Here is a 25,636-nt window from a genome sequence, read left to right as displayed (position 1 = left end):
TATTTAAAGCCTCCTTAACAAAATAATTTTAATTTAGGATTATATAATGATAAATGAAAATAATAAATTGCAAGATTTTACTAATTTGAGTTAAATTTATAGTATAAATAACTATTCACCAATTATTTTTACAAGTACTCTCTTTCTTCTCATCCCATCAAACTCACCATAAAAAACCTGCTCCCAAGGTCCTAAATCAAGCTTACCATCAGTAATAGCTATCACTACTTCTCTTCCCATGATAGTACGCTTTAAATGAGCATCAGCATTATTTTCACCTACATTGTGGTAATATTGATTATATGGTTTCTCAGGAGCAAGCTTTTCTAACCATATTTCAAAATCTTTTAAAAGCCCTGGTTCATCATCATTGATAAAAACACTTGCAGTAATATGCATAGCATTACAAAGAAGAAGTCCCTCTTTAATTCCACTCTCATCTACACATTTTTGCAAGGTATCTGTGATATTCACAAACCCCCTTCTTGTTGGAAGATTAAACCACAATTCTTTTCTATAGGTCTTCATACCTTTGATCCCTCCTTAAATTATAAAAATGCTATAATTATATTACAAATTTATAAAGGAGTATTGGGAAATGAACAAAACCTTTAGAGATTTATCCCTTGAAGAAAAAAGAAAATATATAGAAGCCCGAAAAAAACTCGAGGAAGAAGAAAAAATACTATTAGAAATAAGATATGAAAAGGCATTAAATTTAGCAAAAGAAATCTCCGAAATTCTTTATAAAAAATATAAAGCTAAAAAAGTATTATTAGTGGGATCTCTTAAAGATAAAGAATTATTTACAAAATGGTCTGATATAGATTTAGCTGTAGCAGGAATATCTGATAAAGATTATTTTAAAGCAATATCTGAAGTTTTATCTTTAAACACAGATTTTAAAATAGATATTATTGATTTAGATAGCTGTGAAGAAGAAATTAGACTTAGTCTTGAGAGAGAAGGTATATTACTATGAAAAAAATGTATTTATTAATTTCAAGTAGGATAAAAAATGAAATTATAGAAATAAATAGAAGAAACAATAAAAAGAGCACAAAAAGCATGGGAATTAATTAAAGAAGAAGATTCGCTATATATAGATAGTGTAGCACTAAACCTTTATAACTTTTATAGTGGTTTAGAGAGAGTTTTTAGTTTAATCGCTAAAGAGATAGATGGTAAAATCATAGAAACACCAGATTGGCACAAAGAACTTTTACTCCAAATGTCTATAGAAATTCCTTATGTAAGACCTGCAATTATTTCTAAAGAGCTCAGAGAAAAACTTGAAAACTACAGAGCTTTTAGACATGTTGTTAGAAATATATACGCCTATAAGCTAAAACCTGAAAAGATAAGAGATCTTATAACAAATCTTCCTATAATATGGGAGGAAACTAAAAAGTATCTCTTAGATTTTTGCAATTTCTTAGAAATGCATTAAGTTTACCACTCTTTCTATAATATTTTTTGCCTCCTCAATATCATCAAAGGATACATCCTTGTGAGTCACAAATCTTAAAGTCTCTTCATCAAAACTTGAAGCAAGTAGTCCATAGTCTTTGAACCTTTTAATCAAATCAGAAGCCTTAAAACCATTTTTTATTTTTACCTTTAAAATATTGGTTTCTGGCTTTTTAATGTTAAAAATTGGTATAGTTTTGAGAAACTCATATAAATCATAAGCCTTTTTATGGTCTTCCTCTAAGCGATCTATCATATTATCTAAAGCCCAAAGACCACAAGCAGCAACAACTCCAGCCTGCCTTAAACCTCCACCCAATCTTTGCCTATTTTTTCTTGCCCTTTCAATAAAATCAGATGGCCCCACAAGAAGAGAACCCATAGGGCAAGAAAGTCCTTTGGAAAGGCAAAACATCACAGAATCAGCATATTTTGCTATCTCCTTTGGTGGAATTTTTAAGTATATAGAAGCCTTAAAAATCCTTGCTCCATCAAGATGAATAGGTATGTTATATTCTCTACTTAATTCATATAATCTAAAGAAAGTACCTTTCCTCAAGTCCTATTGTGAGTATTTTCTAAAACAATTAAAGAAGTTTTCGGAAATAAGAAGTTTTCGGAAATACCTTTCCTTGTGGTCTGATCGCTTTCCTAATCTTTTCTATAGGCATGATTCCATCCTCACCTTGAATGAGAAAGGGTTGCACCCCAGCATTTCCTGCCATTCCTCCTGCCTCATAATAGTACATATGAGATTCTGCTTCAAGTATAACTTCGTCTCCTCTTGATGTCCAAGAAAGAAGAGCCACTTGATTCCCCATAGTTCCTGAGACTACAAAAAGAGCAGACTCCTTACCTAAAAGCTCTGCAGCCTTTTTTTCTAATAGATTTATTGTAGGATCTTCACCATACCCATCATCACCTACTTCAGCCAAATACATAGCCTTTCTCATCTCTTCTGTAGGCTTTGTAACAGTATCACTTCTTAAATCAATAATCTTCAAATTTTATTCACCTCTCCCTTATATGTTATTCTTTTAGAAATTTATAACTATTATATTATCTTGAATTTTAAAATGTAAATAAAAAATGATGTTCTGTTTCCAAATAAGGAACAGAGATTTACATAAAAAGCAAGAGAACTTGTGAAAATTGTATTTGAAAAAAATAATTGAAAAGATGGTAGGATACTTGGAACTTCTTTACACCAAGCTTTAGTATAGGTATGAATGGAAAGATTCTTGTTATACTTTTAGAAGACTTATCAAGACTTGCAGGACTTCTTACCAAGATATTATCCGCCTTTTTAAAAGTGGTACCTATCTTACTAAGAACCATAGCCTTAGGATATATGAATAATTACACTTAAAAAATTTTTATAAATATTTCTATTCTACTCGCATTACAAAACTTACTTTTTTAAAAAACTCTCTTTATTATTTTCCCACCATTCCATCCATTTTTCATAATATTCTCCAAAATCTTGTTTCGTTATTTCTTTCAGAACTTCCACAGCTGTTTTTCTCACTTTCATATCTTTATCTTTTAAATGATTAATAAGAACTTCTATAACATATTCATTAAGATTTTTTTCTCCCTTATATCCCAAAAGTTTTGCGGAATACTCTACTATTTTTCTATCCATACTTCCTAATCCCTTTAATAGTGATATTTTTTCCTTCACTATTCTTTTTTGATTAACATCAATACCTGCTTTCTCAATCAAATCTATAGCTAAAATCACATCCTCATTTGAGGCTGCAGGTTTATTAGCTATAAGTATTCCTAACCTATAAATATTTACTCTATAAACTTTGTCTAATTCTTCTCTTGATATATTATTCCTTACAATCCATATAGCAACTTGTGCCACAACCTTTGAGGTTTTTTCCTTCTCTATGATTTTCATGAGTTTTGCCAATTCATCAGTTCCAGAATATATCAAAATATTAAAATCTTGATCACTGGCAGGCACATCTTTCTCAAAGTCAACACAAGAAGCTGAAATTTCTATTGTTGAATCTTTTTCCCTTCTTAAATCAACAACCTTTTCATCTATGGAAATCATACTTTGATAATCTCCTTTACTCTCAAAAAATGTTCCTACTGGTATCACTATTAAAATCGGTTCTGTTGTTTTCTTTCTTATATAAATTTTAACCTTTTCAAGCCCAGCACCTTTCACATCTACCTCAATTAATCCTTTTCCTAATGCTTCTATTATAGTATATGTTTTATCATCTTTTGTTTGGCTAGTACTCTTGAAGAAAACTTGCATAATTAAAATTTAAAGATAGTAAAAATAAAAAGAGAATAAAAAGTTTAAAAAATCTAATTTTCTTCATGTTAACCCCCCATTTTTAGTTTTAAATTCCTAACATATTAAATTATAACCCAAAAAAATATATGGATATCATTTCATCCTTAAAATTTATACCAAAAATAGAGTAATGAATTACTATAGCATTAACTCCTTCCCCAAAAGTTCTATCATCCTTAATGAGTATTTTATTTCAAAGTCAAAATCAATCTATTTTATAAAACTAATTACACCATCATTAAAGAAATCACTAATGTACAATCTTAAAGATGTGGCACCATAACGAAATTTAATACTCTACTATAATAAAAAAAGATAAAAGACCCATTTACTTAACACTTTATCATATATAATTTTTATCTTTTATTGTCATAATATCTGCTATTCTAAAAAATGTTTCTGTAAACATAATTAGAACGTCTGGATTATTGTTTTTTGTATATGTGAAGAATACTCAATATTCACTTTCTCTTTCTTGCGTCTTAGTGAAACTTCTTAACAAACAAAAAAAATAACCAAGAAAATTAAAGGATTTTATCAGTTATATTCATATTTAAAAACTCCTTTCGTATCTATATTTGCGTACATTTTTTGTTAATTGTTATACCACATATTATTTAAGTATTAACTCTAATCGAGAGTGTTAAAAAAATAAATGGTGTTTAAAATAAGAGAGCCTTATGTGTATAAAAAATAAGAAAGAAAAGAATTGATAAAAAGGTAGATTTTCCTTCTTCTACAAAACATTGCCAGACTATAAATTTATAAGTATAATTAAAATAAAGCTTAATTAGGGGGTGAAAGGATGAACATCGGGAAGACTGACGCCATCATTAGGGTGATCGTTGGTATGATTTTACCTCATCTTACAAAATGGGGAGTCGTTTCAGGAACCGCATGGGGTGTAATCTTACACATAATAGGTTTTATTTTAGTATTTACTGCAGCTATAAGATATTGTCCTCTTTATAAGCTAATAAACAAATCAACTGCCTAATAAGTTAAGAGGGGAAAAGTCCCCCTCTTTTAAAATCTATTTATAACTATCTTTCCTGCCTTTTTCTCTTTTAAAAGTTTTAATCCTTCATTTATTTCTTCTAAGGATATCCTATGAGTTATCATTTCTCTGAAAATATCCTCATGTTTTTCTATGAATGTTACAGCCTTTCTAAAGTGTCTTGCATCACTTACCCATACCCCTTGAACATTCAAATTCTTTGAAGAGATATTATAAAAATCTATGGATATTTTATCTTGAGGTGTAGCAATTCCAATTATTAAATATGTACCACCTTTTCTAAGTAATTTTATTCCTTCAGTTATAGCACTATTAAAACCAGTAGCCTCAATTACCACATCTGCACCTTTTCCGTATGTTATATCATATACTTTTTTTATTCTTTCTTCCTCAGTAAACTCGTCTCTTTTTATTATGAGATCAATACCTATCTTTTGAGCTACCTCTATTCTTTTTAGGCTTCCCGTTATAAGCACTACATTTTTAGCTCCCCGATACTTAGCTAAAGCAGCAGTAAAAAGCCCCAAAGGTCCTCCACCTTGAACCACCACAGTACTATCTAATAGGTTATCCTTCAAATAGTCAAAGGCATGAACTGCTGTAGCTCCTGAACAACCAGCTATCACCATTGTTTCTAGATCTACTTTTAAAGAAAGTTTTATGACTTCAGTTTTTTCTTCTAATATTATGTACTCACTAAATGCTCCAAAAAGATAGGGGTATTCTAAAAAAGATCTATTAATTCCATAAACTTTTCGGTTTTCACATAAAAATGGCTCCTTTATCACTTTACAATAGAAACATTCTTCACACACAACCCCTCTATTCCAAATAATTAGATCTCCTTTCCTTAAGGATACCCCATTAAGATCCTTCTTTTCTCCATTAATTTCTACTACTTCTCCTACCCCTTCATGACCTAAAATTATAGGCAAAGGCACTCTGGGATCTTTCCCTTCTATGATGTGCAGATCTGATCCACAAACACCTGATGCAACTAATTTTACTAAAAGTCCACCAGAAGGAATTTCAGGTATCTCTATACTTTTCAAAACTAAGGGTTTATTAAATTCTTCCAGAATTGCAACCTTAGCCTTCATAGTCTTTAGGTCTTATAGGTTCTTTTATTTCATATTTTAACTCTCCATCTTTTTTACAAAATATTATGTACTTATTCCATTCAGGTCTTTTAGGAAGGAACTCCATAATAGGGGGATTGAATTCTTTAAATCTTAAATGAGGACCTCTACTTTCATCCCTTATTAAAATAGCGTTTAATATTAATTCCGCAATATCTAACATATTTAAAGTCTCATAGTAATAGAAGATCCCATTCTCATCCAAGGAAACACCCTCTTTTTTAATTTCTTTTATTAAAGATATACCTTTTTTAATATCTTCTTCCATTCTAACTAAAAATCCATATTCAGATACAATATCTCTGATCTTTTCCCTAACTAACCTTGAGGGTAAACCTCTTTGAGAAATTCTATCTTCCACCTCATCCAAATTAAAATCTACAAAATCTACTTTAGAAGCATATTGAACTGCATTTTCCCCAGCTATTTTACCAAATACTTGAGTATCAAGGAGTGAATTTCCCCCAGGACGATTGGCACCATGTTGCCCCCCTGCTACTTCTCCAGCAGCATAAAGCCCTTCCAAACTTGTTCTTGCATCTTCCCTTATTTTTACCCCTCCTTGAAAATGTTGAAGAGCATTTTGTATGGGAAGTAATTCCTTAGAAAGATCTATGTTATAATTTTTCAGCCATTCAATAATTGAAGGATTTATTAATCTAAGCCTTTCATAGGGGGTAGTATCTTTAAAAATCTCTTTTCCAATCTTTTCACTCCACTTTAATATTTCTTCTGGAATACTTTCATAAGATAAGTAAGATGGATTTTCCATAAAATTCATATATACTTTGTGGCCTTGTTTTATATGATGAGAGACAGCCAAATCAATTACCTTTGTAGGTGATTCGTAAGATACTGGCCAATGAGCTCCCTTTTTAAACTCAAGAACACAAAGATTAGTTTTATCTTCATCTGAAAGATAATCTAATAAAAACTCTCTACCATTTTCATCTACTATTTTAGGCAATGCCCTAAACATACTTCCTGATTCAGCAAAGAGAATCTGAGGATGGCATATACCAATCTGCATAAACTCCATATTAACCATTTGAGCCCCAGCTCTTAAAGATATTGCATATCCATCACCTGTCATTTCTGAAGTAAATACATTTTGACGATATAAAGATCCTGCTCCACCTGTAGCAATCACAAAAGCCTTTCCCTTAATAATTATTTTTTCTTGCGTACTCATATCTATAGCTTTTGCTCCAACAACTCTATTATCTTTGACTATAAGATCATAAACCATTACATTTTCATAAGTCTCAATATTTGTTTCTCTTATCTTCTTAGCTAACGCTTTAGCTATCTCAATAGAAGTATTTGGTCCTACATAACATGCCCTGGGATATTCAGAACCATCGGTAAGAAATTGATCAATCTTTCCATCGTGGGTTCTCACAAAAGGTACCCCTATAGATATAAGATAGTTAACAGCTTCTTCGCTATTTTTAGCTAATATTTCAGCCAGATTGTAATCCGATACTTCTCCTCCAATCTTGTATATATCCATAGCATGATAAATATAATTATTTTGTATAGGTAATGTATAGGATAATGTAGCATGAAAAGACATTCTATCTGAAAAGGCATTAGCAGTTACGCCACCTTTGCCGATTGGTTTCTTAGATAATAAGATAATTTTCAAATTTGGATTTTTTTCATAAGCAGTTAAAGCAGATCTAAGACCTGCCCCTCCAGCACCTATAACTATCACATCACCCTTAATTACTTTCATTGTCTTTCCTCCTTGGTATCATGCGTATTGCTTTTACAGGGCAAAGCTTTACACATAAACCACAACCATCACATAAATCAGTAATAATATATTTTCCATTTTTATCGATTGGAGCATCATAAATACATACCTTCTTACATATCCCACAAGATGTGCAAAGATTTTCATCTATATATGCTTCATAAAGATGTCTTCTATCAATATCATTATTCCCAAGAATAACCTTCCCTGAAACTTTCCCCCTAAACTCTGAAGGACTTGTATAATTCTTTTTCTCCATGAATCTCTTTAATCCTTCTAATATTTTTGAAATGATTTCATAACCCATAAGATAGACCACACTGCATATTTGAACAACATCAGCACCAGTTAGTATATACTTAGCCACATCATCTCCACTCCCCACTCCTCCAGAGCCTGCAATTGATAATTTCAAATGAGGACGAGAGGTTGCAATCCATCTCAGAACATAATTAAATGCCCAAGGACCACCATGTCCAGCATAACCACCATGTAAAATAGGCTTTTCTGTATCAAGATCTATATCAAGACCCGTTAACCTATTAAACATAACAACTCCGTTAACCCCAATATCTTCCAAAATTTTAGCTATTGCCAGAGGAGATGAAAGTTGCATAGGCAGTTTTACAATTATGGGAATATTTACATTTTCTCTTACCATTTTCGCCACTCTCAAGATAGTATCATCCACATCTTGTCCTCTAAAGGATATGGATGCATGAGGACAAGAGACATTAAGTTCAAGAGCAGGAGCACCTACTTCTTCCGCCATCTTTGAATATTTAAACCAACCCTCATCGGTTATACAATTTATACTGGGGATTACTGGTATGGATAAGGTATTTAAGGCCTTACTAATCTCCTTAAAATATTCTTCAGGACCAAAAGGGCTTGCCTGCTCAAAGGAATAAAATGTCTGAGATCTAAGAGGTCCCATGGTCCTATTTATTATATCAAATCGAGGAGTAGGTGATATCCTACATATTTCTTCCTCAAAAAGAGATTTTACCACCACCGCTCCTGCTCCATTTTCTTCACATTTTTTCATATTTTTAACATTTTCTGTAAGTCCTGAAGACGCAATAATAATAGGATTTTTAAGCTTCAATCCTACATAATTGCAAGATAAGTCCATACAAATTTCCTCCTTTATTTCTTACCCCTTAAAGCATTAGATATTTTCTCGCAAGTTTTCAAAAGTTCAGAGAGATACATATCTTTATTTTCCTCTACCGATAAGTAGTATCCAGATATAGAGACTGCAGCTACAACCCTCTGAGAAAAATCAAAGATAGGAGCACCAATACACTTTATTCCTCTTTCATTCTCCTCATTATCAAAAGCATATCCTTGTTTCCTAACCTTCTGCAATTCTTCTCTTAATTTATTAGGGTCTGTAATAGTTTTATCTGTTCTTGGAATCAAAGGTACCTTCTTAAGATAATCCTCTATATAATCGTCGGAGCTAAAAGCAAGAAGAACTTTACCAAAACTTGTTGAATAAAGAGGCATTCTCATACCTATTCTTGACATCATAGGAAGAGTCCCTGGACCTTCTACTTTGTCAATATATACTCCTTCATATCCATCTTTTATAGTTAAATGTACTGTCTGCTTTGTGTTCTCCATTAACTCAATAAGGTAAGGACGAGCAATATCTCTTAAATCAAGACTTTGAAGAATATAGGAAGAAAGTTCAAGAATTCTAAATCCTGGCTTATATAATCCAGAAGGTGTCTTTCTAACATATCCCTTATCAATTAAAGTTGACAGATAACGATGTACAGTAGATATGTGAAGCCCAATCTCTTCCGATATCTCTTTTAAAGAAACCTCTCTTCCAGCCAAAATTATATATTCAAGAATATCTAAAGTTTGCCCTGCAGATCCAATACCTATTTTAGATTTCATCTTTCTACACTCCATTCATTATTAAAAGATTCTAAAAACCCTTCTAAAGTCTCTTCATCCAATGCTAAAAAGTCACCAAATACACTCATCTTTAGTGATGCTAATATATTTCCATATTTGGCACATTCTTCAAGAGTTTTACCCTTTAAATACCCATAGAGAAAACCAGCAACAAATGCATCTCCCGCCCCAATTCTATCTACCATATCTGTAGATAAAGCCTTTTGAAGAAAATATTTATCCCCATAAAGTACAGAACATCCTTCTTTCCCTCTTGTAAGGACATAAATTTTTTCCTTTCCAAACCTCTTCTGAAGATTATATAAAATTTTATCATCTTCTACATTATTTCCAAAGAGTAACTTGTAATCTTCTTTCTTAATAAAAAGTATATCTACAAAGGGAATCACTATATCTAAGAATCTACGACATTCTTCTACACCCCATAACTTTTGTCTAAAATTTACATCAAAGGATAATTTTTGACTCTCTTTTTTGGATGTACAGATCTTTATCACATTATTTTTACATATCTCACTTAAACTTGGAGTTATTCCAGTAAGATGAATAAGTTTGGCTTTTTTTAGATAATCAAGATCACTATCAGAAAGAGGAGTTAAGGAAAAAGAAGAATTTTTTCTATCATAAAGCACTTTTATGCCTTTTGTTCTATGATGAAGCTCCACAAAATACATTCCCATTCTTCCTTCTGATATAAGCCTAACCCTATTTGTTCCAACACCATATTTTCTAAGCTCACTTAGAGCCCTATATCCTAAAAAGTTGTTAGGAAAAAATGATATAAACTCAGTCCTTAATCCCAACAAAGAAAGAGAGATAAGAACGTTAGCCTCTGTACCGCCTATCTCCACATTCCAAGTATTGCTACTTAGAAAAGTACGATACCTCTCGGGGGTGATTCTTACCATCACCTCACCATAAGAAATAATATCCACCATATTTCCTCCCTCTTTCTATGGATTTATTCCCTAAACTTTACTACATACATCTCACTATTAGCAGTACTAAAAGACTCAGATCTACCTACGATCACTACATAATCAAGATCATATATAGCTCCCCAACCCTCATCCAAATCCGCTCCACCAAAAAACTTCTCCCAAATAAGATCCCCATCCTCATTAATCTTCACCACATATACATCACTATTTCCTGCCCCTTTAGAATTAGATCCGCCTACTATCAAATATCCCTTTTCATCTTTAGAAGGCATAATAAGGAAGCCCGTCTCATAACCTTTACCACCATAAGTTTTCTCCCATATTTTGTTTCCATTTTTATCTATCTTTATTACATATAGATCAGGATTATCAGAAAAAGAATTGGAGTTTCCAACAATCACATAACCATCCCTGCAAGAAGTAATACTGTATGCATAATCAAATCCCTTTCCCCCAAAAACCTTCTCCCAAACCAAATTTCCCTCTCTATCTACCTTAACCACATAGATATCCTGAGATTCTGAAAATGAATTTGATATTCCTACAGCCACATAACTATCCCTATCTGACACCACATCATATCCATATTCGCTCATTTTATCTCCAAATGCTTTTTCCCAAAGCTTATTACCCTTACCATCGATTTTTAATAGATAAAGATCATATTGCCCTTTTCCCATAGAATTAGTTCTTCCAACCATTACAAAATTACCATCAGAATCCTTTGACAATTTCCAAACCTCTTCAAAACCTTTATCTCCAAAAGTTTTCTGCCATAAAAGATTTCCATTTTCGTCTATCTTTAACACATATACATCACTATTTCCTGCTCCCAAAGATCTGGTACCACCAACAACAAGATATCCATCCTCTGCCTCATTTATAGAATAGGCACAATCATCCTTAGACCCGCCATAAAATTTCTCCAAAACTTTTTCCCCTTTTCTGTCTATCTTAAGAATATAAACATCTTTCCCTCCACTACCAAAAGATGAAGTCTCTCCTACAAGAATATATCCATCTTTACCTTTAACTATTCCATAACCTTTTTCACCTTTCTCTCCACCATATACACCCTGCCCAAAATCTAACTTCTCATTTTCCTGAGAAAAAGAAATGATAAAAAGCATTAAGAAGAATAAAGAAAAAATGAGAAAATTTTTCATAAAAATCATTCCTTTAAGGTAAAAGCACCCTCTTTCCTGCCCCTGCACCATTTTCCAATAAATATGGAACCACATCAGCTTCATCTAATTCATATTCATAAGGAATATTAAAGTCCTCCAATTCTTGAGTTATATTACTTTCTCCACATTCCCAGTAAAAATTATTAGACTCTTTTATATACCCATCCTGTGGACTTTCAAACTGAGTAGTCATTGGAATTTTCACATTCTCAAAATAGTTATTTTCTACAATAACTTTTGCCCCCATTCTGGATGCAATACCATAAAGAAGTATATTTTTATAATAGTTATTAAAGATATGGACAACCCCAAATCTTACAGAAGGATTTCTTGAATTAGTATTTCTAAAGATATTATGGTGATAAGTTACCCTTGCATCTACATCTACCGTAGAGCTATCACTACTACCTACTTGAGTACATTTCCAACTATTCTCAAAAATATTCCATGAAACAGTGACTCCTTGAGATCCTTTGATAATATCTAATAATGCATCAACCTTATCCTTTTCTTTTTCTCTTTCTGGTACCACAATCATCTCACTAGATAATGTGCAGTGATCTATCCAAACGTTTTTAGAGTTTTCAACAGTTATGGCATCATTTTTAGGATTTTCAAAAGTATTTTTAATGGTTAAGTTTCTGATAATTACATTACTTACTCCTTTTAAATATAAGCCCCAGCCAACAATACCTGCATCTTCTGTTATACCAATAATAGTCTTATTAGATTCAATAGTAATCTGACCCTGTTCTTTACTAGTATCTATAATTCCTTTTACAAGAATAATATATGGATCTTTATCTTGTGCATACTTTTTAAAATCATTAATATTATCAACAGTTACAACTTTTCCACCTTGCCCACCTGTTGTTCCTGCTCCAAAACCTACTGGATTATCATTAAGAGTAAGTATAGTTTCATCTATATTTTCTTGAGAAAAACCAAAACTCATTAATAAACCAAAGATTAGTAATAGAATAAAAAGCTTCTTCATGACTCTATACCTCCTTTATTTTTCTTCAAAATATTTTAGAAATCTTTTTGTACCATCAATCATTCTATCAAAAAGTTCTTTGGCTTTAGAATGATTCAATCTTGACTCTACTAATGGATCATTATAAAAAGCCCTAAAAGCAAGTTTTAGATCTTTTTCCAAAACTGCTTGAAGGATCATTTCTTGATTCATAATATGCCTCAAAACCCATGAATTTACATCATTTGGTAATTTTCCTGCATATATAGGTAGTATATCATCTCTTGTTATATATACATTAGTTTCAACTATCACATCTCTTGGTACTCCATCCATCTGTCCCACATTAGGATAATTAACATTAGTTATAAAATTGGAAAGCCCAAGAAGAGCTTTCATTATTTGGACTCCTACCTCTCCAGAAGGCTTAATAGGAAATTCCATCTCTCCTTTAGCAAGCTTTTGACTCATCTCATAAAGTTCTTTTGCTTGCTGTCTCCTAAAGGATACAGGAGTTAAAGAGAACTTCCATTCTTTTACCTTTTCAGGATTTTCCAAATACCAGTAAGCAGGGAAAAATTCAGCTAAATGCCTATCACCAGCAGCTGCAATTATTCCATATCTTTTATAAAGATCAAATTTTACCCTATTAGCAGAGGCAAAATAATCCCAAGTCCATCTACCTTTCTCTTCTTCATAACCTTCATAATAATATTTTTCGGCAAATTCCCCATAAATGGGTAATAGGTCCATATTTCTGTAGGAAATCTTATCTACCCATGTAAAATGATTAATTCCTAAAACATTTTGTTTTATCTCAGAAGGTGAGACATCAATATTCTCCTTTTCCTTTAACATGAGAGACAAAATCTTAGGGATTTTAAAAACTTCATGACAACAACCTATTGCTTTTATCTTAGGAAATACTGTATATAGAGTCCTCACACAAAGAGCCATAGGGTTTGTGTAATTAATAACCCAGGAAGTGGGAGAATATTTTCTAATAGCCTCAGCAAATTCCATATATATAGGAATAGTTCTTAAAGCTCTTATAACCCCTCCAGGTCCAGGTGTATCTCCTACTGATTGATAAATACCATACTCCTCTGGAAGATGCACATCTATTTCCATCTCATCCAATGTACCTGGAAGAATGGAAATAACTATAAAATCTGCACCTTCTAATGCTTCTCCTATCTCCTTTACAGCTTTATATCTCCATTTACTTTTAGCAGATTTCTGTTCGCTTATTCTATTTCCAATAATCTCATTAGTTTTTGCAGACTCAAAATTTATATCATAAAGTCTCACTTCTCCAGAAAAACTCTCTTCAAGAGCAAGATCTGTCATAAACTTCCAAGCCCAACCCTTAGATCCTCCTCCTATGTATGCTATCTTTACATTATCCATTTTTTTAATTTCTCCTCCCTTCTATCCTCTAAGCCCTGACGTGGTTACACCTTGTACAATATATTTCTGGAAGAATACAAATAATACAAGCACAGGAAGTAAGGATAACGTAGACATAGCAAAAACTGCTCCCCAATTAGTTACTGCCGAAGGATCTGAAAAAGCTCTTAACGCTACTGAGACTGGATATTTTTCAGGACTATTTAAGTATACTAAAGGTCCCATAAAATCATTCCACGCCCAATAGAAAGAGAATATGGTAGCGGTAGTAATTACTGGTTTTAAATTGGGAAGAATAATATGATAAAAAATACCAAATCTTCCTGCCCCATCAATAAACGCAGACTCATCAAGTTCCTTAGGTATTCCTCTAATAAATTGCATGATCATAAATATAAAGAAAGGACCCCCAAGAAAAGCCGGTACTATAAGAGGTTTAAATGTATTTATCCATCCAAGCTTAGAAAATAAAATATACCTGGGTACAATCTGAACCTGCATAGGAAGCATCAATGTAAGAATTACAGTAGTAAATATGATTTTTCTTCCTGTAAAAGGAATTCTGGCAAGTCCATATGCTACAAGAGTTGAAGATATAACTGTTCCAATAGTATTAAGACCTGCCAATATAAAGGAGTTTTTAAAGAATGTAGCAAAAGTTATACCACCAAATCCTCCCCATCCTTCTATATAGTTATTTATTGTAGGTTCCTTAGGTATAAGATTTAAAACATCACTAAAAATCTCCCACGGCTGTTTAAAAGAACTACTTAACATCCACAAGGCTGGATATACCATAATGAAGGCAAGAAAAGTAACAAAGGTATAATAAATTATATTATTCAAAGTTTTCCTTTTCACTTATACTCCCTCCTCTGCTTCATAATAAACCCAACGATTAGAGGTCTTGAAAATGATAATAGTAAATAAGCCAACTAAAGCTAACATAAACCAGGCAAGGGCTGAAGCATAACCCATTTCAAAATCATTAAAAGCCTTCCTATACATGTAAACTGCATAGAACAAAGTTGAATCTAATGGACCTCCCTGAGTAATAATATAGGACTGTGTAAAAGCCATAAAACCATGTATCATCTGGTTAATAAGATTAAAAAGAATAACTGGTGTAATCATAGGAAGAGTAATAGATGTGAGTCTTTTCCAAAAACTTGCACCATCAATAGTCGCAGCTTCATAAAGCTCAGTAGGAACCTGTTTTAACGCTGCCAAAAATATTAACATGGGAGATCCAAACTGCCAAACTGCAAGTAAAATAAGAGTCCATATAGCAGTACGAGTATCTCCAAGCCAGTTTATACCATGAATTCCAAAAATAGAAAGAAATGCATTAATGATTCCATCATATCCCCATATCTGTCTCCAAACTACCGCTATAGCTACACTTCCTCCAATAAGAGAAGGTATATAATAGATAGCACGATATAAATTAAGAATTTTACTTTCTTTCATACTAAATATAAGAGCAACAATAAAAGCAAAAATAAGCCTCAATGGCACCTCGAATAAAACATATTTAAAAGTTGCTTTTGTAGCACTCCAAAATCTGGGATCTTGAGTAAACATTCTTATCCAATTCTGAAAACCAATCCATCTTGGTGATGTCAAGATGTCATATCTGGTAAACGAAAGGTATAAAGAAGTTACAAGTGGAAAAATTATAAAGGCAATAAAACCTATCAACCAAGGACTTACAAAAATATATCCCATAAGTAGATCATGTTTTTTCTTTTTAGTAAGTTTTTTCATAAATCTCGCATTACCTCCTCAAAATATAATAGGGAAGGGAGTTTGCCTCCCTTCCCTAAATAAAATTTACTTACCTCTTTAATATCTGCATTACCTGCTCTCTAAACTTCTTTGCTGCTTCTTCTGGGGTAATCTTCTTATACATAATCTGGTCATATAGAGGAGTGTAAACATTATTATAAATCTCTTGCCATCTTTCAGGATCAGGTGCTGGAGTTGGAGCTCCATATTTTTCAACTATAGATATGAAATTAAACATTTCTTTCTCTACTGGAGTGAGAAGTGATTTTAGTGCAAGTTGTACTCTCTTGGAAATAGGTACTCCTCTTTCTGCCATTAATATCTTTGCCGCTTCAATATCATTGATAAAAAAGTCTATAAAAGTTGCAGCTTCTTTGGGATATTTAGTTTTTGCATTTATTGCGAAAAACATAGAAGGCTTTAAGAAATTACCCACTTTTCCATTTAGTGTAGGAAGCATATAAAGTCTTAATTGTTTTCCTTTTAAAGCTTTACTCATAGCAGTAAGCTGGTTACTCCATGTAAATTGCATAGCAGATTTTCCAAGACAAATAAATCTTTGTTCAGGGCTTACACTTCCTCTTGCTATTTCTACATCTCTCGATGGAATTACACCTTCATCTTGTAATTCAAGAAGCATTTTATAGAAACTAGCATAAACATTATCATCTTCATATCCAAGAGACTCACCATCCTCACTAAATAGATAACCACCATTCTCTATAGTCCATACTCTAAATACATTATGATCTCCTAAGTTTTCTGCTGCTCCATATATTCCAAGTTTTCTATGAATTATTCTTGCAATTCTCTTGAAATCTTCCCATGTCCATAAAGTTGGAGGTAAAGGTACACCTGCTTTTCTGAAAATTTCAGGATCAATAGCAAATGCTTGAGAGTTATTACCTAAGTTTATAGCATAAAGTTTTCCCTTTAACTTTCCTGAATCTACTATACTCTTTGCTACATCTTTTAGATTTATTACTCCTTGGGCCACTAAATCATCCAAGGAAAGCAAAAATCCTTTTTCTACCCATCCCCTTAAATAGGCATGATCCTGTTGCATTATATCTGGTAAATTACCACCGGCAGCCATTGTTGTAAGCTTAGTGTAATATTCAGACCATCCAGTATACTCAGCTACTATCTTTATGTTAGGATACTTCTTTTGGAATAAATCAATAACTTTTAAAGTTCTATTATGTCTATCCTGAGAGCCCCACCAAATAATTCTTAAAGTAACCTGCTGTTGAGCTGGAGAAATGGCTAATAAGAAACAGACTAAAACTAATAAGATCATTAATAATCTAAAATTTCTTCTCATTTTTAATCCCCCCAAACTAAGTTTTTTAATAAAAGAAAATCAAAGCAAAGCTAAAAATTTTTTTATTTCTTTATACACCTCCTTTGTATATTATGAAATTCATTTGTATTATATTATAACCATATCATTAAAATTTTTCAAGCAAATTTTAAATTAAAATTAAAAACTACCTTGAGAATTAAGTTTCATAATTAATACATCTCCTAAGGATGCTCCCCAAGATCTGGTTAGTCCAGCCAAAATATATCCATTATCCTCTGTTTCTATTATTGTTTTACCATCATCATCTCCGTCTCCATCGTATACTTTTTGCCATAACAGGTTACCATCAGAGTCTAATCTAATTAAATATACAGCTGTTCCGGTAGTTCCAAATGATCTTGTACTTCCCGATATTATATATCCTCCATCTGATGTTGTTCTTATACATTCACCTTCATCTCCCGAATCTCCACCATAATACCTTTCCCAAAGCATATCACCATTAGGATCAACCTTGATAATATAAACATCACTATAGTTACTATAAGAAAGTGTAGATCCAACTAATATGAAGTTTCCATCCTTTGTCTTCTCAATTCTATTTCCCACATCATCTTTTGTTCCTCCATAAGTTTTATACCAAATTACATTTCCATTCTTATCAAATTTTACAAGTACTACATCCTTACTCCCATTACCAAAAGACATAGTATATCCTAACACCAAATATCCGTCTTCTACTTCTACTACCGAACTTGCCTCATCAAAATTCCTTCCACCCCATGTTTTACTCCATATAAGATTTCCATTAGGATCTAATTTGAGAACATAAAAATCAGAGTTTCCTTGCCCAAAAGACCTTGTCCATCCCACAAAAATATAATTTCCATCACTATCCTCAATAACCTGTCTTCCGCCATCCATATCTATTCCACCGAAATTTTTAGCCCAAGCAAGATTTCCTTTTGCATCATACTTTATTGCAAAAAGATCCTTTGAAATTCCTGTAGCATAAGAGTAACTCTCACCCAAAAGCAATACTCCTCCATCACTAGTTTCTATTACACTTTGAGCATTATCATCTCTTTCACCAAAAAAGAAAACTTCCCAAAGAATATTTCCCCATTTATCAATTTTTAAGAAATAAAAATCATCCTCACCATTAATATTCTTAGAATTACTCATTCCAGCAAGAACATAATTCCCATCTTTTGTTCTGATAATATCGTTAACATATTCATTCCCTGAATATCCATGAATCTTTCTCCAAGTAGTCTTAGGGGCAAATGAAGTACAACCTGATATAGAAATAACTAGTAAAACTAAAAATAACAATCTTAAATACAACCTTAAATATGGATATTTCTTCATATTATTACCTCCCTATTGTCACTAAAAGGCAAGGTGGAGTCCTTAAAGGACCCCACCTATTTCTTATTCCCACTTCACTCTAATCTTTCCAGCTCCTGCCTTCTCTAAGATTACGCTTGGCAGGTTAATAGGATCTTCAGGTGAGTAGTTATAAGGTATCCAATTGGATATATTTAACCACTCATCTGCTCTATCCCTGAAATCGTAATTTGTACCATCTGTTAGTTGATCTAAAGTAGGTAAGTTTTTTTGAGGAGTACCACTCTCTATATAGATATTTGTATCTCCGTTTTCTGGATCCTCTTTAGAAAAAACAATAAACCCTGGAGGAGAATTATATGTACCTGAGGCAGGAATCTGAACTCTCTCAAAGTAATTATACTCAACAAGAGCTCTTACAGCACATGTACCATTAGGACCAAGCTGAACATCAGTATAATAATTATTGAAAATATGCACTATCCCATATCTCATTCTGGGATTTCTTCCAGCGGTACTATTGAAAAAGTTATGATGATAAGTAACCCTTAAATAATCAGCATCATCTGATAATTTATCATCACTCCCTACTATACTTACGCCTTTTGCACCTACATTTTCAAATCTATTCCAAGATAAGGTTACATAATTTGCTTGTCTTGTTATATCCACATTACTATCAACGGCTGATTTGAAAGTACAATGATCAATCCAGATATTTGAGGAACCCCACCATATAGATATATTATCATCAGGAGCATTTTCAAAAGTTATATTTCTTATAACAATATTTTTTTCTGGATCTCCCTGTCTTCCAATTCTTATACTTATTCCAGAAATAGTTGCACCATCTCCAAGCCCAAGTATAGTTTTATTAGATGCAATATTAATTGTATTTAAATATTTGGGATCTATAAGATAATAACTTGGAGTATATGTTATAGTACCATCCACAAGAACAACTCTTGGAGTATCATCAGCATGATAAACAGCATCAAAAAATTCAAAGTAATCATGTACTACAACAACTTCTCCCCCAGCACCACCAGTAGTCCCCTGCCCAATAGTTGCAAAACCAATCATAGGTTTATCATATCCTTCAATTGTTATCTTTTTAGTTGTAGGTTGTCCTCCAGTAGATGGAGCTCCACATCCTGCTATTACTAAAATGAAAAGAAATATTAAGATTAAAATTAGATATCTTTTTAAACTTCTCATTTTGATAACCCCCCTTGTTTTCAGAAACTTAGTGAAACTACATCCTCAAAAGTTAAAGGAACAGTAGTATCAAACCATCCATACCCAAAGTTCCAATTCTTATAGATTCTCAAGGTATTAGAGATTTTTCCCATGGTATAACTTAACCTAAAATAAAACACATCGTAATCTCTGAAAGAGGTATATCTTCCATACAAAGTATCTATATTACCAAAATTCTGAGGAGACAAAGCAAGTGAAAGATACATATAGTTAGCAGAATCAGGAGCCAAGAAATAAGCACCATTTAAAGTCATTTTAGGTACAATATCTTTTAAATCAAACTCTAATTTATATCCTCCATCACCTCTATAATATCCTGACAAAGTTAAATTTGGTATAGGTTTCAAAGATCCACCAATAGCCCATTGTCTTGAATTATTCCCATATTCAAAGAACAAATTTAATAATGATAATAGAGATACTTCAGCTCCCACAACATATGTTTCAACCATGTTAAGCATATCTTTGTCGTATAAACCATAAATATTCAATCCCATCAACTTCGCAGAAATAGGGAAAGTCTCAATCTTAAGGGTTAATCTTCCAAGATTAAAATCTACATCAGATTCAATTTGCTTTGGAATATAGGTGGCAGTAAATTTTATGGGTTTATTCAAAGATACTTTAACTCCATTAATTCCTCCTAACCTACTGTATAAAAGAGAATCAAAAAGTGCTCTTGTTCCCTCTACATTTAAGTAATATTTAGTAAAATACACATTTAAAGCTCCTAATAAATTTGAAATATTTAAATAGCTTCTCCAACCTCCATCTCTTATATCAAGATAAGCATCAATATTAGTTTCTTTATAGCTAAATTGTAGAGAATAATTAGGATTAAAATTGAGCTTTTTAGAATCAGGATAATATTTTGTAGAAAACTCTACTTTATTAGAGATATTAACTTGGGCAAATGCAGGTACCAAAAGCATTAATAATATTACTAAAAATATTATTTTTCTCATATTTACCCCCCTTTCATTAGCCTTCCTAATTCTCATAAAGATTTAAAATAAAACTTTCTACATCCCAATTTCCCAAAAAATTCTCTTTTGAATATAGAGTTATATCATCTCCTTCAAGCTGTCGCCGTTTATTATTAACAACAGCACCCGGACCATAATTTTGATACTCAAAGAATCTCTCTGTATCTGGATAGAACCAAATAATCTCACCTGTATTAGGATCCTTAGAACTCATCGCAGTCCATCCATCAAGATGGATATGTTGATCTAAATAGCAATTTCTAAATACCACATTTGAATTAACACTATAAGGATCTGAACTAGGGTGCCATGGTCTTCCCAAATATACTGAATTGGGTTCTGTAATATTTGTTAACAATTTACAGTTAATAAACAAAAATCCCAGATTTCCAATCTTTGTACTTGCTGCCGTAATGTAACCCTTTGGTGTTATTCCAGGACGATCTATAGAGAAAATTACACAATTTTCAAAAACTGCTTTTCCATCTCCAAAAATAAAATCCACATCTCCTTCTATATAACAATCAAAAAAATAATGGATTCCTCCTCTTACATATAAAGTATCTTGATTTCCAATAAATTTACAATTTTTAAAAACAGCTTTATTTGATTGGGTAAGAACAGCTACCGCCTGCTTACTTGTAATAGTAGTATTAAGCTCATCAAAAGAATTTTCAAATGTTATATTTTCTGCTGTAAAACCAGTTGCACTACTATTTATAGTAACACTTGCACTATTTGATGTTCCTACAGTACCTCCCCCCGGCAATGGTGTTCCTGCAGCAAGATCATAATAAATTTTTGTTGTATTAACATCTTCACCTATCAAACTAACATTGGGAAATCCAATATTAACTTTTTCATAATAATCTCCGCTTCTGACAAATATATATACTCTTTGGTTATTGTAATTACTCTGATTTAGCATTATATAAGTAATAGCATTTTTAACACTCTTAAAATACTTCCTTCCATCTATTTCCATTCCTTCTTCACCTTGATAATTCTTGTCAACCACTATTTGAACTTTCGGAAGAAATAGAATATTTTCATATTTATATTCCAATATTTCCCCTTTCTTATTTCTTATCTCAATTCTCAAAGAATTACCCCTCGACTTTTCAAATGAAAATTGAATAGAGTTACTTACTTTTCCTTTTATTTCTTTATCCTTGTATACTTCCTTGTCATTCAAATAAAGGCTTAAATAAGCATCTTGATTAGATATAACTTCTATAACATATGGATTATCTATCACCACAGATTTCGGAGAATTATTTATAATTACATTAAATTGCTCCTCAATCTGTCCAGCAGAACATCCAGTTATTATAAAAACAGAAATTATAAATATCAATAAAAAGATTCTTCGAAACATGTTATTTTTTACCTCCTGTAAAACCTTCTAAAATGGAGAGGGCTTATTCTTGAGCCCTCTCCATATACTTTTTTTAAGGATTAAAATTGAAACCTTCAGGAAGTTTTACCTCATTTGGAGCAAAGGCCCCATCAAAGGTCCAGAATATCCAGTCAAGCTGACCTTTATACAAGTTAGAAGCTGAGGTTGAAGTATCACCAAGCCTCATAAACTGAGGATCAGGTATAGTAGAAGGAGCAGCATTTATAATACCTTCAAGAACTGGAGTAGAATTATTATCTACATATAATTTGGCATATAAGCCATCTACAGTGTAATTTACAGTAAACCAATATATATGCCAATCGGTAGTAGTCATGGTATAGGAAGCTAAAGTTGATGTCCCATTTAATATTCTCACTTGAGTTGGATTAGTTTGAATCTCAAAACCTCCTCTATATAAAGCGGTCTGAATATCGAGGGTCCATGCTCTTGTCACATTTGTTCCTACATCTCCTTTAGCTTTGAGTACTATTGTCATACTGAAGGAATTTGGAGCACAAGCTTCAAAATTACACCTGAAACTTGGTGTTGCACCAGCAATATATGTAGTATCAAATATTAAGATTCCATCCTGTACTGTACAGAAGTTTTGCATCGGATAATTTGCATTTCCATCTATCCATCCACTTGGAAATTCAAAAGTGTTAGTCCAATCATGAGTGCCCCATGTAGGTGAGTATAATGGTACTATAGAAACTTCATTGGAATAATCACTATCTCCTGCAGAGTTATATGCCTTTACTCTGTAATAATAAGTTGTACCTGGAGTTAATCCTGTATCGTTATATGTATTTACATTTGCACCTACTGTTGCTATTTCAGACCATTCTCCATCTAATGTTTTTCTTTCAATCTTAAATCCTTCTTCATTATTAGAATTATCTTTCCATGCAAGTCTCACTTCGGTACCTGAAATAACTTCTACAGTCAAATCTGTTGGAGCATTCGGTTTAGTAGGCTGTGGTTGAGGCTGTTCTGTTTTAGGAGTACATCCACTTACTAACAAGATTATTAAAATAACAATCAAAATAAGACTTAAATTTCTTACTTTTTTCATAACTTTTGCCCCCCTTAAGAATTTATTTTTCAATAAAGAAAATATTTAGTAATTCACACCCCCTTTCTTTTAAAAGTTAATCTTTCCAACACCTGCATATTGAATAACAATTTCTTTTACCTTATCAGCTGGCGTAATAGTATAGTTATAAGGAGGAGTATAAGAACATGTAGAAGTTGTAGGCATACTACCTGAACAGTTAACAAAAATATTACCTACTACATCCCAAAATCCAATTTCTTGACTGTCCCAAGATCCTATAGGATTTCTTACATTTTCAAAATAGTTATGCTCTATCCTTAATTTTGCACCCATTCGTGAATTAATAGCTGAACTTGAAATATCTTGATAATAATTACTATAGATATGCCCTTCCCCAAATCTAAAACTTGGTAATCTCGAATTACAATTTCTAAACCAGTTATGGTGGTAAGTAATAGTCCTATTGTAATTATCAGAATCAGAACTTCCTATTAGACTTGTCTTCCAACTATCATGAAAATAGCACCAAGAAATAGTAACATAATCTACAGCCCCATTAATATCTAAAAGCCCATCGTAGTAATCTTTATCAATCCCTTGGAATTGATTATAAAATTCACAATGATCAATCCATATATTTCTTGAAGGACCCTCAATTGTAATACAATCTGGTCCTTGACTTGCTATATTAGGGTCTCTAACATGATGAATCCAAAGATTACGAATTATTATATTGTTAGCATTATTAATTTTTATTCCAACTCCATTTAGTTCACCATTTGTACCTACTCCAATAATTGAAATTCTTGATACGTTTTTTACATATATCACATACTTTCCTGAACTATTTTCTGGAGTTATAGTTCCATTAACATATATTATTCTTGGTCCTCCTTTATTTATTTCATTTTGTAAGCTAACTCCATCATTTACATAAACAACCTCTCCCCCTTCGCCACCTGTGGTACCTCCACCCAAGGTTGCAAAACCCATTAAAGAGAAATCAACATTATTAATAATTGGGGCAACAAAAACTGAAGCCACATTAGAATATTCACTCTCTACATTTGAATAATATGCCTTTACCCTATAAGAGTAAGTATTTCCATAGGTAACATCATTGTCAAAATAAACATTAATATCTGAAGGTACAAACCCTATTTCTATCCAATTACCATTATCATTTTTCTCTATCTTATATCCTTCCTCTATCTCAGATCTATCTTCCCAAATTAACTTAACCTTTCCATCCGATGTTACACCAGCCGATAGATTAGTAGGAGCAATAATAACGGGAGTAATACAAACAAACTCATTTGAATACGAACTACTACCATAAGCATTATATGCTTTTACTCTATAATAGTATTTCCATCCTGGAGTTAAACCCACATCAATATAACTTGTAATATTAGCTTGAATATTCTTAACCTCTTGCCAAGTATCTCCCTCTTTTTTTCTTTCAAGAATAAATCCTAATTCATCATTAGATTTATCTTCCCACATTAATCTAACCCTTACCTCAGATAGAACTAAACCAGTTAGATTTTTAGGTGGATTAGGAACACTTGTAGAAACATTATTAACTTTTGGTGAACATCCACTTGAAAGAATGAACATGAAAAATAATAGTAAACCAACTTTTATATTTAAATTAGCAACTTTAAACTTCATTATAAAACCTCTTTGCACATTATACAATAACATTGCATTTTAGTAACAAAATTATATACTTATGAATTTTTTAAGTCAAGAAAAAAATAAAAGATATTCAGAGTAATATATGGATATATAAAATATTTTAATTATAAGTTTATAAAAAATTCAATATTTTGTTATAGCAAAAAAAGGAGAGCCCAAAAGGCCCTCCTCTAATAAAACTATACTCTTTTAAATCAAAATATTAGAACTTTAATTCTACAGATCCTTCCCAAAGTCCGTGAATATTACAATAGGATAAAGCAAAAATCTTTCCATCTTTTTGAGTCTTAAAAACAAATTCTACTATTGGATCTGTGTAAACAGTACTTGTATCTGGACCCTGTGTGGATGCCCCATGAGATGTAAATTCAAATCTTCCAAGCTGATATGGATACTTCTCTCCCTCTGGCAAGAAATATACTTCAATCCAAGCAATAAAATGAGAAGATGTATTGGGATGTGGAATCTCTTTCCCTACAGAAACCCTTACTTTAACCCCTTTTTCTCTATCCTTTTCAAGTATATCTATCACAGGAACATGTTTTTCTCTTGTCCAGTCGGCTTCTTGTAAAAGTTCCTTCAATTTTTCCATGATTTATCCCTCCCAATTTAAAATTATTATATTTTATTTTAT

At 32.2% G+C, this 25,636-nt stretch carries 26 protein-coding genes; 4 read left to right on the top strand and 22 right to left on the bottom strand.

The genetic code is table 11. The features are described 5' to 3' along the window. Positions 1 to 111: 111 nt before the first annotated feature. The gene (locus tag ACY3JJ_RS02500; protein WP_463083226.1) at positions 112 to 528 is read right to left on the bottom strand and encodes a secondary thiamine-phosphate synthase enzyme YjbQ; all 417 of its coding nucleotides are present in this window, start codon (positions 526 to 528) and stop codon (positions 112 to 114) included. Positions 529 to 598: 70 nt separating this feature from the next. On the opposite strand from ACY3JJ_RS02500, the gene ACY3JJ_RS02495 reads away from it, so the two are divergent. Continuing rightward, the gene (locus tag ACY3JJ_RS02495; protein WP_463092223.1) at positions 599 to 982 is read left to right on the top strand and encodes a nucleotidyltransferase family protein; all 384 of its coding nucleotides are present in this window, start codon (positions 599 to 601) and stop codon (positions 980 to 982) included. Positions 983 to 1,036: 54 nt separating this feature from the next. Then, on the top strand, positions 1,037 to 1,450 hold the full coding sequence (locus ACY3JJ_RS02490; RefSeq protein ID WP_463092572.1) for a ribonuclease toxin HepT-like protein: 414 nt from the start codon (positions 1,037 to 1,039) through the stop codon (positions 1,448 to 1,450). Here ACY3JJ_RS02490 and ACY3JJ_RS02485 read toward each other — a convergent pair. Further along, on the bottom strand, positions 1,436 to 2,029 hold the full coding sequence (locus ACY3JJ_RS02485) for a threonine aldolase family protein (RefSeq protein ID WP_463092222.1): 594 nt from the start codon (positions 2,027 to 2,029) through the stop codon (positions 1,436 to 1,438). The two genes, ACY3JJ_RS02490 and ACY3JJ_RS02485, sit on opposite strands and share 15 nt — an antisense overlap. A 28-nt stretch (positions 2,030 to 2,057) precedes the next feature. Beyond that, positions 2,058 to 2,474 (bottom strand): threonine aldolase family protein, encoded by a 417-nt coding sequence (locus ACY3JJ_RS02480; RefSeq protein ID WP_463092221.1) that lies wholly within the window; start codon positions 2,472 to 2,474, stop codon positions 2,058 to 2,060. Positions 2,475 to 2,695: 221 nt separating this feature from the next. Here ACY3JJ_RS02480 and ACY3JJ_RS02475 point away from each other — a divergent pair, with 221 nt between their 5' ends. Then, positions 2,696 to 2,839, top strand: a complete 144-nt coding sequence (locus tag ACY3JJ_RS02475) for a hypothetical protein (RefSeq protein ID WP_463092220.1) — start codon at positions 2,696 to 2,698, stop codon at positions 2,837 to 2,839. 42 nt (positions 2,840 to 2,881) lie between these two features. On the opposite strand, the gene ACY3JJ_RS02470 is transcribed toward ACY3JJ_RS02475, so the two are convergent. After that, the gene (locus tag ACY3JJ_RS02470) at positions 2,882 to 3,748 is read right to left on the bottom strand and encodes a hypothetical protein (protein ID WP_463092219.1); all 867 of its coding nucleotides are present in this window, start codon (positions 3,746 to 3,748) and stop codon (positions 2,882 to 2,884) included. A gap of 847 nt (positions 3,749 to 4,595) precedes the next feature. Here ACY3JJ_RS02470 and ACY3JJ_RS02465 point away from each other — a divergent pair. Beyond that, positions 4,596 to 4,787: a YgaP family membrane protein gene (locus tag ACY3JJ_RS02465; protein ID WP_463092218.1), complete on the top strand. Its 192-nt coding sequence runs from the start codon at positions 4,596 to 4,598 to the stop codon at positions 4,785 to 4,787. A 29-nt stretch (positions 4,788 to 4,816) separates the two neighbouring features. Here ACY3JJ_RS02465 and ACY3JJ_RS02460 read toward each other — a convergent pair whose 3' ends face one another. The 18 genes from ACY3JJ_RS02460 to ACY3JJ_RS02375 all read right to left on the bottom strand — a co-directional run bounded on the left by ACY3JJ_RS02460 (position 4,817) and on the right by ACY3JJ_RS02375 (position 25,594). Then, positions 4,817 to 5,908 carry a zinc-binding dehydrogenase gene (locus ACY3JJ_RS02460; RefSeq protein WP_463092217.1) on the bottom strand — a complete coding sequence of 364 codons (1,092 nt, stop codon included), beginning with the start codon at positions 5,906 to 5,908 and terminating at the stop codon, positions 4,817 to 4,819. Then, positions 5,898 to 7,685, bottom strand: coding sequence for an FAD-binding protein (locus tag ACY3JJ_RS02455; protein WP_463092216.1), 1,788 nt, complete (start codon positions 7,683 to 7,685; stop codon positions 5,898 to 5,900). The genes ACY3JJ_RS02460 and ACY3JJ_RS02455 overlap by 11 nt, the downstream gene beginning before the upstream one ends. After that, the gene (locus ACY3JJ_RS02450; RefSeq protein ID WP_463092215.1) at positions 7,672 to 8,841 is read right to left on the bottom strand and encodes a 4Fe-4S binding protein; all 1,170 of its coding nucleotides are present in this window, start codon (positions 8,839 to 8,841) and stop codon (positions 7,672 to 7,674) included. The genes ACY3JJ_RS02455 and ACY3JJ_RS02450 overlap by 14 nt, the downstream gene beginning before the upstream one ends. Positions 8,842 to 8,855: 14 nt before the next feature. Then, entirely contained in the window at positions 8,856 to 9,617 is a 762-nt protein-coding gene (locus ACY3JJ_RS02445; protein ID WP_463092214.1) for an IclR family transcriptional regulator, read from the bottom strand. Beyond that, positions 9,614 to 10,576 carry a sugar kinase gene (locus ACY3JJ_RS02440; protein ID WP_463092213.1) on the bottom strand — a complete coding sequence of 321 codons (963 nt, stop codon included), beginning with the start codon at positions 10,574 to 10,576 and terminating at the stop codon, positions 9,614 to 9,616. The genes ACY3JJ_RS02445 and ACY3JJ_RS02440 overlap by 4 nt, the downstream gene beginning before the upstream one ends. Positions 10,577 to 10,599: 23 nt before the next feature. Beyond that, entirely contained in the window at positions 10,600 to 11,745 is a 1,146-nt protein-coding gene (locus ACY3JJ_RS02435; protein ID WP_463092212.1) for a hypothetical protein, read from the bottom strand. Between the two features lie 13 nt (positions 11,746 to 11,758). Next, positions 11,759 to 12,763 carry a pectate lyase family protein gene (locus ACY3JJ_RS02430; RefSeq protein ID WP_463092211.1) on the bottom strand — a complete coding sequence of 335 codons (1,005 nt, stop codon included), beginning with the start codon at positions 12,761 to 12,763 and terminating at the stop codon, positions 11,759 to 11,761. A gap of 15 nt (positions 12,764 to 12,778) precedes the next feature. Then, positions 12,779 to 14,152 (bottom strand): family 4 glycosyl hydrolase, encoded by a 1,374-nt coding sequence (locus ACY3JJ_RS02425; RefSeq protein ID WP_463092210.1) that lies wholly within the window; start codon positions 14,150 to 14,152, stop codon positions 12,779 to 12,781. A gap of 21 nt (positions 14,153 to 14,173) precedes the next feature. Beyond that, complete coding sequence (locus tag ACY3JJ_RS02420) at positions 14,174 to 15,013, bottom strand: carbohydrate ABC transporter permease (RefSeq protein WP_463092209.1); 840 nt, start codon at positions 15,011 to 15,013, stop codon at positions 14,174 to 14,176. Further along, positions 15,014 to 15,919, bottom strand: coding sequence for a carbohydrate ABC transporter permease (locus tag ACY3JJ_RS02415; protein ID WP_463092208.1), 906 nt, complete (start codon positions 15,917 to 15,919; stop codon positions 15,014 to 15,016). A gap of 70 nt (positions 15,920 to 15,989) precedes the next feature. Then, the gene (locus ACY3JJ_RS02410; protein ID WP_463092207.1) at positions 15,990 to 17,264 is read right to left on the bottom strand and encodes an ABC transporter substrate-binding protein; all 1,275 of its coding nucleotides are present in this window, start codon (positions 17,262 to 17,264) and stop codon (positions 15,990 to 15,992) included. A gap of 159 nt (positions 17,265 to 17,423) precedes the next feature. After that, entirely contained in the window at positions 17,424 to 18,617 is a 1,194-nt protein-coding gene (locus tag ACY3JJ_RS02405; protein WP_463092206.1) for a hypothetical protein, read from the bottom strand. A gap of 63 nt (positions 18,618 to 18,680) precedes the next feature. Continuing rightward, the gene (locus ACY3JJ_RS02400; RefSeq protein WP_463092205.1) at positions 18,681 to 19,814 is read right to left on the bottom strand and encodes a pectate lyase family protein; all 1,134 of its coding nucleotides are present in this window, start codon (positions 19,812 to 19,814) and stop codon (positions 18,681 to 18,683) included. A 20-nt stretch (positions 19,815 to 19,834) separates the two neighbouring features. Then, positions 19,835 to 20,821, bottom strand: a complete 987-nt coding sequence (locus ACY3JJ_RS02395) for a hypothetical protein (RefSeq protein ID WP_463092204.1) — start codon at positions 20,819 to 20,821, stop codon at positions 19,835 to 19,837. A 25-nt stretch (positions 20,822 to 20,846) separates the two neighbouring features. Then, a complete protein-coding gene (locus ACY3JJ_RS02390) occupies positions 20,847 to 22,220 on the bottom strand; it encodes a pectinesterase family protein (protein ID WP_463092203.1) in 1,374 nt (457 codons plus the stop codon). 73 nt (positions 22,221 to 22,293) lie between these two features. Beyond that, a complete protein-coding gene (locus ACY3JJ_RS02385) occupies positions 22,294 to 23,319 on the bottom strand; it encodes a fibronectin type III domain-containing protein (RefSeq protein ID WP_463092202.1) in 1,026 nt (341 codons plus the stop codon). A gap of 69 nt (positions 23,320 to 23,388) precedes the next feature. Beyond that, positions 23,389 to 24,975 carry a pectate lyase family protein gene (locus tag ACY3JJ_RS02380; protein WP_463092201.1) on the bottom strand — a complete coding sequence of 529 codons (1,587 nt, stop codon included), beginning with the start codon at positions 24,973 to 24,975 and terminating at the stop codon, positions 23,389 to 23,391. A 229-nt stretch (positions 24,976 to 25,204) separates the two neighbouring features. Continuing rightward, the gene (locus ACY3JJ_RS02375; RefSeq protein WP_463092200.1) at positions 25,205 to 25,594 is read right to left on the bottom strand and encodes a class II SORL domain-containing protein; all 390 of its coding nucleotides are present in this window, start codon (positions 25,592 to 25,594) and stop codon (positions 25,205 to 25,207) included. Positions 25,595 to 25,636: the final 42 nt, after the last annotated feature.

This window comes from Dictyoglomus sp. DH, assembly GCF_055181375.1.
The sequence above is the reverse complement of the archived record's forward strand: the minus strand, read 5'-3'. Positions and strand labels throughout refer to the sequence as shown.